15 protein-coding genes are annotated in these 17805 nt (G+C 63.7%); 5 read left to right on the top strand and 10 right to left on the bottom strand.

Going from position 1 to position 17805, the window contains the following annotated elements:
• Positions 1–43 precede the first annotated feature (43 nt).
• Positions 44–3952 carry an ATP-dependent RNA helicase HrpA gene (hrpA, locus tag AC5RU3_RS03560; protein WP_493964875.1) on the top strand — a complete coding sequence of 1303 codons (3909 nt, stop codon included), beginning with the start codon at positions 44–46 and terminating at the stop codon, positions 3950–3952.
• Here the strand turns inward: hrpA and AC5RU3_RS03555 are convergent.
• Genes AC5RU3_RS03555 through AC5RU3_RS03545 form a run of 3 tightly spaced genes read right to left on the bottom strand, consistent with a single transcriptional unit; the run spans position 3949 to position 6319 of the window.
• Positions 3949–4377 carry an HIT family protein gene (locus tag AC5RU3_RS03555; protein WP_493964874.1) on the bottom strand — a complete coding sequence of 143 codons (429 nt, stop codon included), beginning with the start codon at positions 4375–4377 and terminating at the stop codon, positions 3949–3951. The genes hrpA and AC5RU3_RS03555 overlap by 4 nt on opposite strands.
• Entirely contained in the window at positions 4374–5435 is a 1062-nt protein-coding gene (locus AC5RU3_RS03550) for an NAD(P)-dependent alcohol dehydrogenase (RefSeq protein ID WP_493964873.1), read from the bottom strand. Before AC5RU3_RS03550 ends, AC5RU3_RS03555 begins: the two co-directional genes overlap by 4 nt.
• Positions 5436–5488: 53 nt before the next feature.
• On the bottom strand, positions 5489–6319 hold the full coding sequence (locus AC5RU3_RS03545; RefSeq protein WP_458115274.1) for a sulfurtransferase: 831 nt from the start codon (positions 6317–6319) through the stop codon (positions 5489–5491).
• A gap of 149 nt (positions 6320–6468) precedes the next feature.
• Here AC5RU3_RS03545 and AC5RU3_RS03540 point away from each other — a divergent pair, with 149 nt between their 5' ends.
• On the top strand, positions 6469–8145 hold the full coding sequence (locus tag AC5RU3_RS03540) for an alkaline phosphatase D family protein (protein WP_493964872.1): 1677 nt from the start codon (positions 6469–6471) through the stop codon (positions 8143–8145).
• Between the two features lie 41 nt (positions 8146–8186).
• On the opposite strand, the gene AC5RU3_RS03535 is transcribed toward AC5RU3_RS03540, so the two are convergent.
• Positions 8187–8846 (bottom strand): MBL fold metallo-hydrolase, encoded by a 660-nt coding sequence (locus AC5RU3_RS03535; protein ID WP_493964871.1) that lies wholly within the window; start codon positions 8844–8846, stop codon positions 8187–8189.
• A gap of 116 nt (positions 8847–8962) precedes the next feature.
• On the opposite strand from AC5RU3_RS03535, the gene AC5RU3_RS03530 reads away from it, so the two are divergent.
• Positions 8963–9394: a Fur family transcriptional regulator gene (locus AC5RU3_RS03530; RefSeq protein ID WP_309070769.1), complete on the top strand. Its 432-nt coding sequence runs from the start codon at positions 8963–8965 to the stop codon at positions 9392–9394.
• A 12-nt stretch (positions 9395–9406) separates the two neighbouring features.
• Here the strand turns inward: AC5RU3_RS03530 and AC5RU3_RS03525 are convergent, their stop codons facing one another.
• From AC5RU3_RS03525 to AC5RU3_RS03515, 3 genes are read right to left on the bottom strand one after another with little or no spacing between them, the layout of a single operon-like run.
• Positions 9407–10288, bottom strand: a complete 882-nt coding sequence (locus AC5RU3_RS03525; protein WP_309070768.1) for a metal ABC transporter permease — start codon at positions 10286–10288, stop codon at positions 9407–9409.
• Positions 10285–11109 carry a metal ABC transporter ATP-binding protein gene (locus tag AC5RU3_RS03520; RefSeq protein ID WP_309070767.1) on the bottom strand — a complete coding sequence of 275 codons (825 nt, stop codon included), beginning with the start codon at positions 11107–11109 and terminating at the stop codon, positions 10285–10287. Before AC5RU3_RS03520 ends, AC5RU3_RS03525 begins: the two co-directional genes overlap by 4 nt.
• A gap of 44 nt (positions 11110–11153) precedes the next feature.
• Complete coding sequence (locus AC5RU3_RS03515; RefSeq protein WP_309123748.1) at positions 11154–12143, bottom strand: metal ABC transporter substrate-binding protein; 990 nt, start codon at positions 12141–12143, stop codon at positions 11154–11156.
• Between the two features lie 150 nt (positions 12144–12293).
• Here AC5RU3_RS03515 and AC5RU3_RS03510 point away from each other — a divergent pair, with 150 nt between their 5' ends.
• The gene (locus AC5RU3_RS03510) at positions 12294–12632 is read left to right on the top strand and encodes a hypothetical protein (RefSeq protein ID WP_493964870.1); all 339 of its coding nucleotides are present in this window, start codon (positions 12294–12296) and stop codon (positions 12630–12632) included.
• A 21-nt stretch (positions 12633–12653) separates the two neighbouring features.
• On the top strand, positions 12654–13442 hold the full coding sequence (locus tag AC5RU3_RS03505; protein WP_493964869.1) for a nitroreductase family protein: 789 nt from the start codon (positions 12654–12656) through the stop codon (positions 13440–13442).
• Positions 13443–13507: 65 nt separating this feature from the next.
• Here the strand turns inward: AC5RU3_RS03505 and AC5RU3_RS03500 are convergent, their stop codons facing one another.
• The 3 genes from AC5RU3_RS03500 to guaB1 all read right to left on the bottom strand — a co-directional run bounded on the left by AC5RU3_RS03500 (position 13508) and on the right by guaB1 (position 17784).
• On the bottom strand, positions 13508–14608 hold the full coding sequence (locus AC5RU3_RS03500) for a hemolysin family protein (protein ID WP_309070763.1): 1101 nt from the start codon (positions 14606–14608) through the stop codon (positions 13508–13510).
• Entirely contained in the window at positions 14605–15954 is a 1350-nt protein-coding gene (locus tag AC5RU3_RS03495; RefSeq protein ID WP_309070762.1) for a hemolysin family protein, read from the bottom strand. The genes AC5RU3_RS03500 and AC5RU3_RS03495 overlap by 4 nt, the downstream gene beginning before the upstream one ends.
• Before the next feature lie 378 nt (positions 15955–16332).
• Positions 16333–17784, bottom strand: a complete 1452-nt coding sequence (guaB1, locus tag AC5RU3_RS03490) for a GMP reductase (protein WP_309070761.1) — start codon at positions 17782–17784, stop codon at positions 16333–16335.
• Positions 17785–17805 lie beyond the last annotated feature (21 nt).

Raw genomic sequence — 17805 nt, 5'->3', positions numbered from 1 at the left:
TCAGGTCCTGACCCGGCATGATCACGTAAACTTGCGGGTAATCATGTCGCTGACAATCTCTTACCCCGCCCAGCTCCCGGTTTCGGAACGGCGGGCAGACATCATGGCTGCCATCGCGGCGAACCAGGTCACCATCATCGCGGGTGAAACCGGCTCCGGGAAAACCACGCAAATCCCAAAGATGTGCCTGGAGCTCGGCCTTGCCGAGTCCGGGATGATCGGCCACACTCAGCCTCGCCGCCTGGCAGCGAGGACCGTCGCTGAGCGCATCGCCGAAGAACTCGACGTGAAGCTGGGCGAGGAAGTCGGCTATCAGGTGCGCTTCACCGGCGAGGTGGGCCGAAGCACCCGGATCAAGCTCATGACGGACGGCATCCTGCTTGCCGAGATTCAACACGACAGGCTGTTGAAGAAATACAGCACGATCATCATTGACGAGGCGCACGAGCGCAGCCTCAACATCGACTTCATTCTCGGCTATCTCAAGCGGATCCTGCCCAAGCGTCCGGATCTGAAAGTCATCATCACCTCCGCCACTATTGATCCGGAGCGTTTCGCCAACCACTTCGCAGCGGATGAGCTCGCGCGTGAGAAGGCGCCCGCGCCCATCATTGAGGTGTCCGGGCGCACCTACCCTGTAGAGATCCGTTACCGTCCGCTCAGTCAGCCTGCGGGTGACACAGAGTCGGACACCGATGACGAGCTTGAGGAAGACCGCGACCCGCTCGATGCCGTGTGTGACGCCGTCGACGAGCTTGCACGGGAAGCCCCCGGTGACATTTTGGTGTTTTTCTCCGGCGAGCGCGAGATCCGCGATGCGGCCGACGCGCTTCGTGCACGCGTCCAGGTGAATCCGCGTCTGCGAGGGACCGAGATCCTTCCGCTTTTTGCCCGGTTGTCGCTGCAGGAACAGCACCGCGTGTTCAATCCCGGGGGTGCAGGCCGGCGTATCGTCCTCGCGACCAACGTCGCGGAGACTTCTCTCACGGTGCCGGGAATCAAGTACGTCATCGATACGGGAACCGCTCGAGTCTCCCGGTATTCGCATCGGACCAAGGTGCAGCGGCTCCCGATCGAGCGCGTGTCACAGGCATCGGCGAACCAACGGTCGGGCCGTTGCGGCCGTGTTTCCGACGGCATCGCCATCCGCCTGTACTCGGAAGAGGACTTCGAGTCGCGGCGCCCCTTCACCGACCCGGAGATCCTGCGAACCAACCTTGCTGCCGTCATCCTCCAGATGACGGCGATGGGCGTGACCCGCGGACCAAAGGACGTTGCAGCATTCCCGTTCGTCGAGCCGCCTGATTCAAAGGCAATCAACGACGGCGTCACCCTCCTGCGCGAGCTGGGCGCCCTGGCCCCGGACGGCGGGATCTCTCCGGTGGGCAGGCAACTGGCCCAATTGCCGGTAGATCCCCGGCTCGGACGCATGATTGTCGAGGCGGGCAGGCGAGGCTGCGCGAAAGAGGTTATGGTCCTGGCTGCGGCCCTGACCATCCAGGACCCGAGGGAACGACCGCAACCCGACCAGGCCGCAAAGCTCCAGAGCGCCACCGAGAAGCACCGCAGGTTCGTGGACGAGACATCGGACTTCACCGGGTACCTGAACCTGTGGCGATACCTGCAGGACCAGCAGAAGGAACTGTCATCGACCCAGTTCCGCAAGCTGTGCCGCAACGACTTCATCAACTACCTGCGCGTGCGCGAGTGGCAGGACCTGTTCACCCAACTGCGCCAGCTCGCCAAACCGCTCGGCATCACCCTTCCGCCCGGTGAGGTGGACCCGGTCGCCCAGCATGACGCGGTCCATATCAGCATGCTGTCCGGGCTGCTCAGCCACATTGGCCTGTACGACCAGCGCAAACGCGAGTACGCCGGTGCCCGCGGCACCCGGTTCGCCATCTTCCCCGGCAGCGCTCTGTTCAAGAAGAGCCCGGACTGGGTGATGGCAGCAGAACTCGTAGAGACGTCGCGGCTTTGGGCGCGGGTGGTTGCCAGGTTCGACCCGCTCTGGGCTGAGGAGGTCGCCCCGGACCTGGTGAAGCGCAGCTACAGCGAGCCGCACTGGTCCCGCAAGATGGGCTCAGTCATGGCGTACGAGAAGGTCACACTCTACGGCGTGCCGATTGTCCCGCAACGGCGCATCAACTACGGCCGAATCGACAGGGAGGTCGCACGCGAGCTCTTCATCCGGCATGCACTGGTCGAGGGCGACTGGCGTACTCATCACAAGTTCTTCCACCGCAACAAGGCGCGGATCGCGGAGATCGAAGAGATGGAAAACCGGATGCGCCGCCGCGACCTCATGGTCGACGACGAGACTCTCTTCGCCTTTTATGATGCGCGTGTGGGCCCCGACGTTGTCTCGGAGCGCCACTTCGACAAGTGGTGGAAGCAGGCCCGGCAGGACAGCCCTGATCTGCTGGACTTCAAGCCCGAGGAACTGCTGAGCCGGGATGCCGATCTCGACGAGGGTGCTTTTCCGAAGACGTGGCACCAGCAGGGATTCGAACTGCCGCTGAGCTATGAGTTCTCGCCGAACGTTCCCGGCGCATCCGACGGCGTCACGGTGCAGGTTCCGATCCTTTTCCTGAACCAGCTGGAACCGGCGCCCTTCCAATGGCAGATCCCCGGATTGCGGGTGGAACTGGTGACTGCGCTCATCAAGTCCCTGCCGAAGCAGGTCCGCAAGAACTTCATTCCCGCACCGGATGTCGCCCGAACCGCCGTCGAAGCACTCCATGCCGACTTCGATCCCGCGCGGGATGAGCTCGAACCATCCCTGGAGCTCGTACTGCGGCGCTTGAAGGGACACATCATTCCGCCGGGATCATGGAACAGGGAAACGCTGCAGCCGCACCTGCTCATGAACTTCCAGGTAGTCGACGCCAACGGCCGGGTCCTGGACGAAGACACGGACCTTCATGCGCTTCAGGACCGGCTCGCGCCGCAGACCCGGCGGGCTATCGCCGACTCCCTCGGCGCTACACCGGGCTCGATCCAGCAGAAGCAGACGGCGGGGCGCCGGCACCGGCAGGAGCAGGCATCGTCGTCGTCGTCGGGGAATGGTGATCCGGGAATCAAGGAGATCACCGGCGCAATCGCCTGGACCTTCGGCACGGTGCCGAAGGAAGTGTCCCGCATCGTCGGCGGGCACCGCGTCACGGGTTACCCGGCCCTCGTCGACGAGCAGAACGCCGTGGGACTCAGGGTCTTTCCCAACCCCGCCGAACAGTCCGCCGCCATGCGCGCAGGGGTAATCCGCCTGCTCGCGCTGCGGGTCCCAAGTCCCGCCCGCTACGTCCTGGAGCACCTGAGCAACACGGAGAAGCTGACCTTCACCCAGAACCCTCACGGCAGCGTCAGCGCACTGATCGAGGACTGCTCTATCGCGGCCATTGACAAGCTCACGCCCGAGCAACTGCCCTGGTCGCCCGAGGAATTTGACGCACTATACGAGGCTGTCAGAGCCGAACTGATCGACACGGTCTTCACAGTCACAGCGACCGTGGAGAAGATTCTTGCAAGCGCGCGCCGGATCGAGAAGAGGCTGAAGGGATCGACCAGTTTGGCGCTCATCACCGCCCTCAACGACATGAGGAGCCAGCTGGAGCAGCTGGTCTTCCCCGGGTTCGTGGCGACTACGGGCTACGCCCAACTGGCGCACCTTCCCCGCTACCTCGCGGGCATCGAGCGGCGGCTGGAGAAGCTCGAAAGCAACGTGCAGCGCGACGGTCTCAGCACGGCCATCGTCCAGCGGCTGGAGGACGAGTACGACGACGCCGTTGCGTCCGTCGCTCCCCATGGACGCCCTGTGCCACCCGGCTTGGGCCGCGTTCGCTGGATGCTGGAGGAACTCCGCGTGAGTCTCTTCGCCCAGGAACTTGGGACCGCCTATTCCGTGTCGGAGAAACGTATCCGCGCGGCCCTCGGCGAGGCACTTGCCGCTTAGGGCTGTGGAACGAACTCCGTGTATCCAGCGGCACGCAGCGCGGTGCGCAACCGTTCCGCGTTCCCGTCGAGCTTCTCAGGATCCGCTGAGCGGTCCACGTTGTGCACGTCGAAGTCTGCAGGGCTGCGCGTCGGCCAGATGTGGACGTGGACGTGGGGAATCTCGTACCCCTCCATCAGCACGCCGATGCGCTTGGCGTTGAACACCGCCTCCTGCACCTTCGCTATCTTCTGCGCAACATTCATCACCTTGCCGAGCAGCTCCGGTTCAAGGTCGATCCAGTGCGCCACCTCCCGGCGGGGCACGACCATGAGGTGTCCGTCCGTGATCGGCTCAATGGTCAGGAAAGCCACCACGTCATCGTCCTTCCAGACGAAACGGCCCGGGATCTCACCGGCGATGATCCTGGTGAACAGCGTGCTCATGATTCCTCCTCAAGTGAAGCGGCATCAAGCACGAATCGGTACTTCACGTCTCCCGCTACCATGCGGTCGTAGGCCACGTTGAGCTGGTCGGCGGCGACGAGCTCGATGTCGGACACGACCCCGTGCTCCGCACAGAAGTCGAGCATCTCCTGTGTCTCCGCGATGCCGCCGATCAGCGAGCCGGCATACGTCCGCCGCTTCCGGATCAGCAATCCCGGGTCGACGGCCGGCATCGGGTCGGCCGGAAGACCGAGCTGGAATAAGGCCCCATCGAGCCGGAGCGTCCGGATCAATTGGTTGAGGTCATGCGGGGCTGCCACGGTATCGATGACAACATCGAGCGTGTTGGCAGCTGCTTCCATGGCGTCCGCATCCCTGGAAATAACCACGCGGTCCGCCCCCAACTCGTGCGCGGCGTCCACCTTGCCGGACGACGTCGTGAAAACAGTCACCGACGCCCCCATCGCTTTGGCGATCTTCACGGCCATGTGCCCAAGGCCACCCAAGCCAACGACCCCGACGGCGTCGCCCTTCTCGACACCGAAGTGGTTCAGCGGCGAGAAGGTGGTGATGCCGGCACAGAGCAAGGGTGCTGCTGCGGCCGGGTCCATCCCCTCCGGAATCCGCAGAACGTACCCCTCATTCACGACGATGGAGGTGGCGTACCCGCCCTGCGTGACTTCGCCGTCGTGCCTCCTGTCGGGCGAACCGTAGGTGGCGGTCATGCCCCGCTCGCAGTATTGCTCCAGACCGTCGGCGCAGCTTTCACACTCGCGGCAGGAATCAACCATGCAGCCGACCCCAACCCGGTCGCCCACGGCGAACGACGTCACGGAGCCGCCGACGCGGGTGACCCGGCCGACTATTTCGTGACCGGGCACCAGCGGGTACCGGGCGGAGCCCCACTCGCTCCGTGTGGCGTGAACATCCGAGTGGCACAGCCCGCAGAAATCAATGGCTATCTCGACGTCGTCGTGTGCCGGTTCCCTACGCTCAAGGGTGGTTCGGCCCAACCCGCTGGACGGCGACGTGGCGGCATAAGCGAATGCAGTGGTCATACCGGTTACTCTTCCATATCCGGGCTATCCAGCCGATCAGCAAATGGCGACCGTCACGGACCGGTTGCCACCGGCAGATCAGCGCGCTGGGACCACTGCGACCACGATCCCGGGTACAGCGCCGCCCGGAAACCGGCAACCTCAAGGGCAGCTATCTCGTGCGCGGCGGTGATGCCTGAACCGCAGTACACGGCGACGTCGGCGCTCTCCGTGATCCCGACCGCTGCGAACCTGCGACGCAGCTCAGTCGGCGGCTGGAAGGTCTTTTGGGGCGTGAGATTACCGGTCGTCGGTGCGCTGACAGCACGCGGGATGTGACCGGCCTTCGGGTCGACCGGCTCGACCTCGCCGCGGAACCGCTCAGGTGCCCTTGCATCGAGAAGGACACCGTGTTCGGTGAACGACAAAACGTCCTCGATCGCCAGAACCGGCATATGGCCCGAGCTCAGGTTCACATCGCCCAGGCAATGCTGCTCCTCGCCGCGCTCCGTCTCAAAACCCGCCGCTTGCCAGGCACTCAGTCCCCCGTCGAGAAGGTAGACACTGGTCAGGCCGGCGTTCCGAAGCAGCCACCACAGGCGTGCAGCGGCGAGGTTACCCGTGTCGTCATAGGCGACAACGACATCACCGTCGTTGATTCCCCACTGGCGGGCCGCTTCTTCAAGCTCTACGGGTTCCGGAAGCGGATGCCGTCCCTCGGATAGTGACGCGCCGGCGCAAAGCTGGGCTTCCAGGTCAACGTAGACGGCGCCGGGGATGTGAGCTGATCGGTACTGTTCATGGCCGTGGGGGTTGCCCAACGCCCAACGAACATCCAGCAGGACGGTCTGCTGACCGGAGGTCATCCGGTTCCGCAGCGCCTGCACGTCCATCAGAGTCTCCATGAAGATCTCCTTATGAAGTGTGACCGGTGGCACACCGGTCAGGGTGTGAACCAAGTTCATCACAGCTCCGGGAACGCACCAAGCCATGCCCGCGCCGGTTGCCCGCCGAGCTTCTGGCCCTCCGCGCCGTCAGGGAGTACAACAGGGTAATGACAGTCTCCCTGGTGCTCGGACCGATGCTCCGGTATGTCGACGAAACCTCTGCCACGGTGTGGCTGGAAACAAGCGAAGCATGCACGGTGGTGGTGCGGGTCGGCGGAGGCAAAGCCGCCGCGCCCACCTTTGCGGTGTATGACCACCACTACGCGCTGGTGGAGGTGCGGGACCTCCCTCCCGGGGAAACTCTCGAGTATTCCGTTGAGCTAGACGGCGAGCGCCTCTGGCCGGATCCTGTCTCACAATTCCCGCCCTCATCCATCCGGACCCTCCACCCGGAAAGGCGCTTGCGGCTCGCCTTCGGATCGTGCCGGACAAGTGTCCCCCACGACAGGATGGGCAACGCCACTCACGGCGTGGATGCCCTGCGTGCCTATGCGCTGCATGTCGCGAACGACGACGGCGTCCGTCCCGACCTAGTCGCTTTCCTCGGTGACCAGGTGTACGCCGACTCGACGAGCAGCCAGATGCAGGACTTCATCGAGTCCCGCCGGTCGTTGTCGGAACCGCCGGGCGAGGAACTGAAGGACTACGAGGAGTACGCGCATCTTTACAAGCTCGCGTGGTCGGACGAAGCAAACCGTTGGTTACTCTCCACCCTTCCCAGCGCGATGATCTTCGACGACCACGACATCCGCGATGACTGGAATGCGTCGCTGACCTGGAGGGAGAAGATGCATGCCACCGACTGGTGGCACGGCAGGATAGTTGCCGGACTTGCTTCTTACTGGGTGTACCAGCACCTCGGCAACCTCTCACCCAGTGCGAGAGCGGAGGATCCGTTGTGGAACAGGATCACGTCCCACGACGGCCCCGGTGAACTGGATCTGACCGGCGAGCTGGAATCATTCGCCGAGCAGGCCGACTCGGATCCGGTCAGTTACCGCTGGAGCTACTTCCGGGACATCGGTGACGTCCGGATCATCACCGTCGATTCGCGCGCTGCGCGGGTCCTGGACCCCGGTCGGCGTTCCCTGCTGGACGAGTCGGAACTGGCCTGGCTGAACGAGCACTTCCAGGGCGGCGTGAGGCATCTGCTCGTGGCAACCTCGCTCCCCTTCCTTCTCCCTCGCGGCCTGCACCACATCGAGTCATGGGACGAGGCACTCGCGGAAGGCGCCTGGGGGAAGCAGGGGTCGCGGATCGGAGAGGGACTGCGTCAGGCGCTCGACCTCGAGCACTGGGGGGCGTTCCAGCGCAGCTTCCGGGCGGTAGCAAACCTGGCAACGGAGGTCGCCGATGGGAAACGGGGGCCGGCACCGCAGACAGTCACATTCCTCTCCGGCGATGTCCACTTCTCCTATATCGCGGAAGTCAACCGGTCCTCGGGCAGCCGTATCCTTCAGGCAGTGTGTTCCCCCATCCGCAACCCGCTCCCGCGGGCGCTCCGCTTCGCCACTGTGGCGATGTCCTACGGAGTCGCAAGCCCCATCGGTGCCCTGGTGGCGCGTTCGGTGAGGGTTCCGAAGCCGCCGTTCTCCTGGGAGAACATCAAGGGGCCGTGGTTCGACAACAACCTGGCCGTGCTGGAGGACAGCGATGACGGACTGAGGCTGCAGTGGGCCACCGGTGTGGCCGAAGGCGACCCCAGAACTCCACGGCTCAAGGAAGTGGCCAGTTACACGGTGTCCCCGCGGTCACACGCACCCTCGCCGTCGAACGCTCCCTAGGCAGTGACGCTCTAGACAGTGACGCTCTGGACAGTGACGCTTCAGACAGTGACGCTCTGGCGCGGCTCGAGATGTTCGAAGTCAGTGCCGTAGTGCTTCCCCAGGCGGGCAACATGGCCTTCGACCATCGCAAGGCCCGTTTCGTTCAGCAGCGCATCATGGATCTGGTGTGCCCGCGGCGCGCGGACGGCCGTGACGAAGTCGATCACTTCGGCGGTCTTTGACCAGGGAGCGTGGACCGGCACAAGCAGCGTATTCACCTGGACGCCGTGCGGGACGATGAAAGAATCACCCGGGTGGTAGAGGTTGTCATCGATCAGGTATCCGATGTTTTTCACCACCGGGATGTGCGGATGAATGAGCGCGTGCTGCCCGCCGAAGGTTCTCACGTCAAAGCCTGCGATGGCGTAGCTGCTCTCAGGATCCACCGCGTGAACGCGCGCCCCGCCGTCATCTCCCAGCGCCTCCGTCAACTGCGACGCGACACCAGCCGGCGCATGGACCTCCAGTGAGGGATCAGATCGCATCGACTCAGCGATCCTCTCCACGTCGAAGTGGTCCGCATGTTCGTGAGTGATGAGGATCGCTGCCGCTCCGGCAACGGCCTCTTCGACCTCCGAGAAGTTGCCTGGATCCAGCACGAGGGCGGAACCATCCTTCTCCAGCCGGACGCACGCATGAGTGAACTTCGTCATCAACATCCGCCCAGACTACCGCCGTCGGTGCAGCCTGTCAGCGGCGGCGCCGCGGGCTTTTCCCCAGCCCGGTGCTACCCTTGACGCGGGTCAATCGAGGACAGGAAGGTGACCAGCCAGGCATGTCATCGGAGGCAGCACAGCCCGTCCGCAAAGGACCGGAACAACGCGTGACCAAGCAGCGCCGGGCCGTCGGCGCTACCCTCGATGAGCTCGACGATTTCGTAAGCACACAGGAGCTGTACCGGAAACTTCATGAACGCGGTGAGTCGGTCTCCCTCGCCACGACCTACAGAATCCTGCAGTCGATGGCCGACGACGGCCTCGTGGACGTCCTGCGGAACGGCGAGGGCGAGGCCGTGTACCGCCGCTGCGCAGTCGAGCACCACCACCATCACCTGCTGTGCCGCAAGTGCGGAAGGGCCGTGGAGATCGAGGCTCCGGCCGTTGAGCAGTGGGCGGCACGGATGGCACGGGAGTACGGCTACACCGATGTAGCCCACACAGTCGAGATTTACGGACTATGCCCGGAGTGCACTGCCGCGAAGGACTAGGAACCGGGCGAACTAGGCGGGCTGGACCGCACGCGACTCCGAGGCCGTCGCCTTTTTCGAGCGTCGCCAGTTGATTGTCCTGCACACGAGGTAGATCACGAAGGAAATAGTGGTCACGTAGGGGCTGATCGGGATCCGTCCCCCCAGTGCCAGCAGGATTCCGCCCACCACTGACGTGCACGCAAACACAACACTGAGCAACACGACCAGGCGGGGCGACGACGTAACCTTCAGGGCTGCGGCGGCCGGGGTAATGAGCAGCGCGAGCACCAGCAGCGCGCCGACCACCTGAATGGACAGCGCCACCGACACTCCCAGTAGGAACATGAACACCAGCGACAGCCCGCGGACCGGTACTCCCCGGGCTTCAGCCAGGTCCGGGTCCACACTGGCGAAGGTGAGTGGGCGCCAGATTGCGCCGAGTGCGGCCATGACAACCACCGCGCATCCCGCCAGGAGTGTCAGCTGAACCTGATCGACAGAAACAATCTGTCCGGTCAACAAACCGAATTTGTTCGCGGCCCTGCCCTCGTAGAGCGCCAGAAACAGGATCCCCAGGCCGAGGCCGAAAGGCATGATGACGCCGATGATCGAGTTGCGGTCCCGTGCCCGAATGCCCATCAGCCCGAGCAGCAGCGCCGCAATCACGGACCCGACCAGGGAACCGTATACAACGTTCGCGCCGACGAGCAGGGCGAACGCCGCACCCGCGAAGGAGAGTTCAGCAATCCCGTGGACCGCGAAGGCAAGGTCCCGCATCATCACGAAGGTGCCGATTAGCCCGCCCAACAGGCCCAGCACGGCGCCGGCCCAGATCGAGTTCTGCACCAGGGGCAGCAGCTCGGCGTAGTTGTCGAAGGTGAAGATGGCCCTCAGCATTTCCTCGAGGTTCACGGGTGCGCAACTTCGGCATGATGGTGCGTGGTGGCGTCAGGCAGACCGACCACAACGATGCGGCCGTTGTTGTGAATCACGTCGACCCTGCTGTCATAGAGGTCGGACAGCACTTCGCTGGTCATAACTTCCTTCGGTGTGCCCACGCGGAAACGTCCGCCCGCAAGGTACAGAACGCGGTCCACGTACTCAATGATGGGATTGATTTCATGGGTCACGAATACCACCGCGGTGTTGTACTCCCGGCATTGGTCGTTGATCAGCCGGCTCACTGCCTGCTGGTGGTGCAGGTCCAGTGAAAGCAGCGGTTCGTCGCAGAGCAGCACCTGCGGATCAGTTGCGAGCGCCTGGGCGGCGCGGAGCCGCTGCTGCTCTCCGCCCGACAATCGGCCGACCGGGGCGTCAGCGTACGACGACGCTCCCACCTTTTCGAGGAGTGCATCGACGGTTCGCCGGTACGCCGATCCCGCGCGGCGAAAGCCCCAACGGTGTCCGTCCACTCCCAGCCCCACCAGGTCACGGGCACGAAGTGGCGTTTCGGCGGCGAAGGACTTTTGTTGCGGGATATAGCCGAAGGCACGGCTTCCCCGGTGCAGGGCGTGGCCGTTCACCGTGGCCGTTCCCGAATCCAGGTCCTGCAGGCCGAGAAGAACCCGAAGAAGACTGGTCTTGCCCGACCCATTCGGACCCAGCACCGCTAGAAACTCCCCGGGCCGGATGTCCAGGTCCAGGTCGTGCCACAGAGTGCGACGGCCGAAGGAAAGTGAAGCTGAGCGCAGGCTGACTACGGGGCGTGCTGCAGCACCGCCGTCGTTGGCCACGCGGTCTCCTTGGTTCTGGGAAGGGAGGGTACTGGCCAATTCTGTCAGGACTTCAATGCTTCGGCGATGTTCTGGATGTTGGTGGTCATCCAGGAGATGTAATCAGCGTCGTCCGGCACCGTCTCGGTGAAGCTGACCACGGGCACGGAGGCGCTCTCCGCGGAGCTGCGGACCGCCTGCGTCTGCGCGCCTTCGGTCTGCTCGTTGTAGGCAAGGAAAGCAACAGAGCCGCTTTCCACGAGTTGCTGCATCTCGCTCATGGCAGCCACCGGAACATCGGAGCCCTCCTCGATGGCCTCCGAGTAATCCTCGGGGGTAACGTCTTCAAGGCCCGCCGCCTCCAGGAGGTAGGCAGGCACCGGCTCAGTAGCGGCAACGGACTTACCTTCAGCCTCGCGAGCCAGTGCCTGCGCCTCCTCAAGCAGCGCGGCGATGTCCTTCTCGAACGTCGCAGCGTTGCTCTCATAAGTTTCCGCGTTGTCGGGATCGAGTGCGGCCAGCTTCTCCGCCACAGCGCCTGCAAGATCGGCCATGGCGTCCAGCTTGTACCAGACGTGTTCATTGAAGGAGCCGTGCCCGTGCTCACCCTCGGAGTGAGCCTCTTCCTCGGCGTGAGCCTCTTCCTCGGCGTGGGCCTCTTCCCCGCCTGCTACTCCCGCGATGTCGACGGCGCTCAATACATACTCATGATCCACCTTGACCGAATCAGCGAGCGTGTGCAGGAAGGGGTCATAACCGCCGCCGTTTTCCACCAGCAGGTCAGCCTTCGATACAGCGAGCTTGTCCTGCACCGTCGCCTCGTAGGAGTGCGGATCCTGGCTCAAACTGTCGACGATCGCCGTCACTTCCACGAGGTCACCGCCGACGGATTCGACTATGTTCCCGTAGACGTTCGTGGAAGTCACCACCTGAAGAGTGCCCGCGTCCTCGGCGGAGGCCGTTCCATCGGCATTTTGGCCGCAGCCAGCCAACGCCAGCGGCAGAAGGGCCGAAGCGGAGAGAACCGCAGTGGTTCGCGCGAGAACGGAGCGCATGAGTATCCTCGATCTTTTTGGGGAGAGGGTCAGGCCATCAGGGCAAGGTCAACTCTAACCTAAACGCGAATCATTCGCAGTTTGTGCGGCGGCGTAGGAATGGTGCGACGATGATCCTTCCTGACCCTTTCTCCGCGGAGGTGCCGAAGCATGAACGGTGCAGCCGGCGTCGTCGCGCTGGCTTTTGGGCTCTACGCCGCGAACGCGGCTTTCGGCACGTCAGTGCGGACCGGGCTGATCAACTCGCAGGGATTCCACTGCATCCATCACGCGCTGTATGTCGCGACCCTCAGCCTCGGCCTCGTTGCGCTGAGTTCCCTGTGGTGGAGTTCCAGCACGGCAGGGTGGTTCCTCATTCCTGCGCTGGTGGCGCTGGTCGCCCTGCCGTACGCCGGGTCGGCTCGACGCCACCCCTACCGGCATATCTGGGCTGCGCTGGTTCCGCTGCCGTTCTATATTCTGAGCCTGATAGTCGCACTCCGAACGTGAACCGCAACCATTAGGACACCCGTGGAATTCCTCGATGTCGTATTCAACCGAAAGACCACGAACGGTCCCTTCCTGTCCGAGCCCGTGAGCACAGAGCACCAGAAGGTTCTGATGCAGGTGGCCGGCGCTGCGCCGTCACAGCTGAACAGCCAGCCATGGCGCTTTGTCCTCGTTGAGGACCAGGACACCATCGGCAGGATTGCAGCCATCAGCGGCGAGAGCATGACGCAGGTCATGGCTGAGGGAACGTTCTTCGAGCGCTACAAGCGCTATTTCCGCTTCAGCGAATCCGAGATGGAGGAGCGGAGGGACGGCATGCTGTTCGACCAGCTTCCGGCGCTGCTCCGCCCATTCACCAGGAAGGTGTTCACTCCGTCCGGTCAGACGCTGATGAACAAGCTCCGCGTCCCCCAGACCCTCGGCGAGGAAAACAGAAAGCTCGTTGCGGGCTCCCCGCTGCTACTGGGCGTCATGCTGGACAGGAGCGAGTATCGACCAGGCGAACTGTCCGGCTTCTATTCCGTCTTCAGCATGGGCGCCGCGATGGAAAATGTATGGCTGACCACCGTGGAGCTCGGGATGGGCATCCAGTTTGTCTCCTTCCCGATGGAAGTTCCGGAGAACTGGAGCCGGGTTGAGGCCATTCTTGGTGTGCCGGACGGTCTTGAGCTGATGGCGGTCTACCGCCTCGGCTACCTTCCCGAGAAGCAGCGCCGGCCTGCTATCGACTGGTCCAGCCGTCAACGCAAGCGACCCTCGCAGTACGTGTTCCGGGATACCTGTGCCACTCCTCAGCAAGGATGGGACTGACGTTCCCGCCATGACGGCCGGAGGTCCCCGTACTCCGATGGGAACCCCCGCTGCCTCACCGGAGACTAGCGTGCCGGTCGGGTTCGCAGGTCTCCGCCGTCCTGGAGGAACTCTCCGGTTCTCCGAAGTCCCTGGTTCTGCGTAGCGTCCCGGATCTCGCCCACCAATTGTTCGATAACGTCCTCCAGGAAGAGCACGCCCCGCGCCTGCCCGTCACTGGTCATTACCCGGGCGAGGTGGGAGCCGGTGCGCTGCATTGTTGCCAGCGCGTCCTCGATCTCATCGTCCACGCTCAGGTTGGCCAGAGCCCGCACCTTGTTCTCCGTGATAGGACGCGAGTAGGCGCCTTCCGGCATCGACATGACGTCCTTGAGGTGCATGTAACCCGTGAGGTTGTCGTGTTCATCCACGAGGACAAAACGGGAGAACCCCGTGCGCCCAACGGCTTTTTCGAATTCCTCAGGAGTTGAATCGGTACGAAGCGTAACCAGCTCGTCCAGCGGCACCATGACGGTTCCGGCCGTTTGTCCGGAGAACTCCAGTGCACTGCTGATCAGCCCCGCGTCGTCGTCCACGAGACCATGCCTCGTCGATTCCTGCACAATGGACTGCACTTCTTCGAGCGTAAAGGAGGAAGTGACCTCGTCCTTCGGCTCGATGCGCAGTGCGCGCAGAATATGGTTGGCGGTCCAGTTCAGCGTAGAGATGACGGGATGAACGATGCGCGCCACCATGACGAGCGGCGGCGCGAGGAACAGTGCTGCCTTGTCGGCGACGGATACCGAGATGTTCTTCGGCACCATCTCCCCGAACGTCACGTGCAGGAAGGTTACCAGGGCCAGCGCGATGCCGAATGCGACGCCGTCGGCCAGCGCTTCCGGCAGACCGATCGCCTCGAGCGGGACCACCATCAGGTGGTGAATGGCGGGCTCTGCCACCTGAAGGATCAGCAGGGAGCAGACGGTGATACCGAGTTGCGCACAGGCGAGCATGAGCGAAACGTGTTCCATTGCCCAGAGGGTGGTGCGGGCACGTTTCAGGCCTTGTTCAGCGAGAGGCTCAATTTGGCTTCGACGCGCACTCATGACCGCGAACTCGGCGCCGACGAAGAATGCGTTGCCGACCAGCAGGATGACCAGCCAGAGAATTCCAGCCCAGTCGCTCATCGGGAACCTCCCACTGCAGTTGGGCCGGATCCGGAGTGACCGGCGTCCTCCGGCTCTGCAGGAAGGAAACTAATGCGGTCGATCCTGCGTCCGTCCATACGTTCCACCTCAAGAGTTCCGCCGGACACCTCCACGCGGTCACCTGTCTCGGCGATCCGGCCGAGGACGGACATCATGAAGCCGCCGACTGTCTCATAACCGGATTCGTCAGGCACCACAAGGTTGGGAATCTGGTCGCTGACCTCATCCGGCCGCATGATCCCCGGGAAGAACCAGTTGCCGGCCGCACTTTGCAGGACGCCCGGCTTGAGCTTGTCATGCTCGTCGGCAACTTCTCCAACGATCTCCTCCACCAGGTCTTCAAGAGTGACGACCCCTGCCGTTCCACCGTACTCATCCAGCACGACGGCAAGCTGCAGGTTCGCTTCCCGGAGCTCGCTGAGCAGAGAGTCAAGGTGAACAGTCTCGGGGATGCGCAGGACATCGGTCATGATCGTGCCGGCCGGCAGCTCTGCGCGCCTGGATCGCGGCACGGCAACCGCCTTTTTGACGTGCACCACCCCGCGGATGTCATCGGGTGAGTCCCCGATGAGAGGAAAGCGTGAATAGCCCGTCCTGCGTGCAAGATCAACGACGTCGGCTACCGTCTGGTCCGATTCGACGGCTGCCATGCGGATACGGGGCGTCATCACGTCCGCTGCCGTGCGCTCCGAGAAACTGAACGTTCGTGCCAGGAACGTAGCAGTGCCCTGGTCCAGCGTGCCGAGTTCAGCTGACCGTCGGACCAGGGAGGAAAGTTCAGACGGAGTTCGTGCGCCCGAGATCTCCTCCTTCGCTTCGAGCCCGAACAGGTGAAGCACACGATTCGAGAAGCCGTTGAGGAGGACGATGGCGGGCTTGAAGATGGCGGTGAAGATCAGCTGGGGACGCGCCAGCGTCCGGCCGACCTTGAAAGGCAGCGCGATAGCCATGTTCTTCGGCACCAGTTCGCCGATCAGCATCGAAAGCAGGGTTGCCAACACCATGGCGAGGACGAGGGAGACGGATGCACTTGCAGCATCCGGCACACCGAGTGAGGCCAGGGGCGTCTCCAGCAGCCGGCCCACTGAGGGCTCCATGACGTAGCCGGTCAGCAGCGTGGTGAGCGTGATGCCCAACTGGCAGCTGGACAGCTGGGTCGACAGCGACTTCAAACACCTCAGCAGGGGTTCCGCGCGTTTGTCGCCTTCGTCCACCGCTCTCTGCACGTACGTCTGGTCAAGTGCGACCAGTGCGAATTCGACTGCGACGAAAAAGCCTGTGCCGAGGATCAGCAGGAGACCGGCAACCAGATAGAGCCATTCCACTACGCGATCACCGCCGGGGCGGTCAGCGGCGTGGCGGACCTAACGGGCGGGACGGGTTTCGGAGGTTCCGTCGGCTCGGAGGAGTCCTCCGGTTGAGACGGCTCCGAGACGGCGTCACCGCAGACGGCATCGCCGCCGGCGTCCGCACTGGGAAGCCCAGCCCGAGGCGAACCGCCTGTGGCAGTACGCGCGGAAGCTGAGTGATGGGCAAGTGAACGGGGTCTGCCGGCACTGGATGGCTGCGCTGCACATCGGGTCGATGTTGCCTCTCGCTGCGTGCGCGCCATGGGCCGGCCCCTAGAGGAACTGTCCATAAGATCTCCAGTTTACAGCACCCGAAGGGCCGCCGGCGCTTCAATCACTGCGGCCGACGCGGTTCTACCAGCTCTGCTGGAGCGGACGACCCTCTTCGTAGCCGGCGGCGGATTGCACGCCGACTATTGCCCGCTCACGGAACTCTGCGAGGGAACGCGCGCCTGCATACGTCATCGAGCTGCGTACCCCTGCCGTGATCATGTCCAGCAGGTCCTCAACCCCAGGGCGGGCTGGATCGAGGTACATGGTTGAGGTCGAGATGCCCTCCTCGAACAATCCCTTGCGAGCACGAGCGAATACATCGTCCCGTTGCGTCCGGTTCTGGACGGCGCGGGCGGAAGCCATGCCGAAGCTCTCCTTGTACTGGCGCCCCTGGCCGTCGGTCTGCAAATCGCCGGGACTCTCATAGGTACCCGCAAACCAGGAGCCGATCATGACCTGGCTGGCCCCAGCCGCAAGCGCGAGCGCCACATCCCGCGGATACCGGACGCCGCCGTCTGCCCACACATGTGCGCCGAGCTCGGCCGCAGCCTGTGAGCACTCATAAACAGCCGAGAACTGCGGACGGCCCACCGCCGTCATCATTCGGGTGGTGCACATGGCACCCGGACCCACGCCCACCTTGATGATCGAAGCGCCCGCCTCAACGAGGTCGCGAACGCCGTCTGCGCTCACCACGTTTCCGGCAACCACGGGAACCGACGGATCGAGCGCTGTCACTGCTTTGAGCGCGTCCAGCATCTTGCGCTGGTGGCCGTGCGCCGTATCAACAACGAGAACATCCACACCGGCGTCGAGAAGTTCGGCGGCCTTCGCTGCCACGTCGCCGTTGATTCCGACGGCTGCCGCCACCCGCAAACGCCCCTGACTGTCCGTCGCGGGCTGGTAGATGGTGGAGCGAAGCGCGCCCTTGCGAGTGATAACGCCGACGAGCTCACCATCCTGCTGGACTGCTGCCAGCGATACACCGGCGGCGTCCAGTTCCTCGTAAGCCTGCTGGAGGGCCGCGTCCCGGTCAGTCGAGAAACGTGTTGCGTCGAGGATCAGCGGCCGCGTCCGCATCACCGCTTCAAGGGAGGCGAAGCGGTCCACGCCCTCGCAGTCGGCCGCATGGACCACTCCGACGCAGCGGTTGGAGTCATCGACGACCATGACGGCGCCGTGAGCACGCTTATTGATCAGGTGCAGTGCGTCAATGACGGTGTTTGCGGGGTGCAGCTTCAGCGGTGTCTCGAACACCAGGTCGCGCTGCTTCACCCACTGGGTGACTTCGCTGATCACCCGGGTAGGAACGTCCTGCGGCAGTACGGCAAGTCCACCCCGCCGGGCCACGGTTTCCACCATCCGGCGGCCAGTCACGGCGGTCATGTTCGCCACCACTAGGGGGATGGTGGTGCCGGTTCCGTCATCGCTGGACAGGTCGACGTCGAACCGCGAGATGACTTCGGACGCCGATGGCACTAGGAAAACGTCCGAATAAGTGAGGTCGGTTGAGGGCGTGTTGATGAAACGCACGGGTGCTCCTGCAGTCGGTTA

This window comes from Arthrobacter sp. MDB1-55, assembly GCF_059092925.1.
Note: the sequence above shows the minus strand (reverse complement) of the source record. Positions and strands in the feature narration are given on the sequence as shown.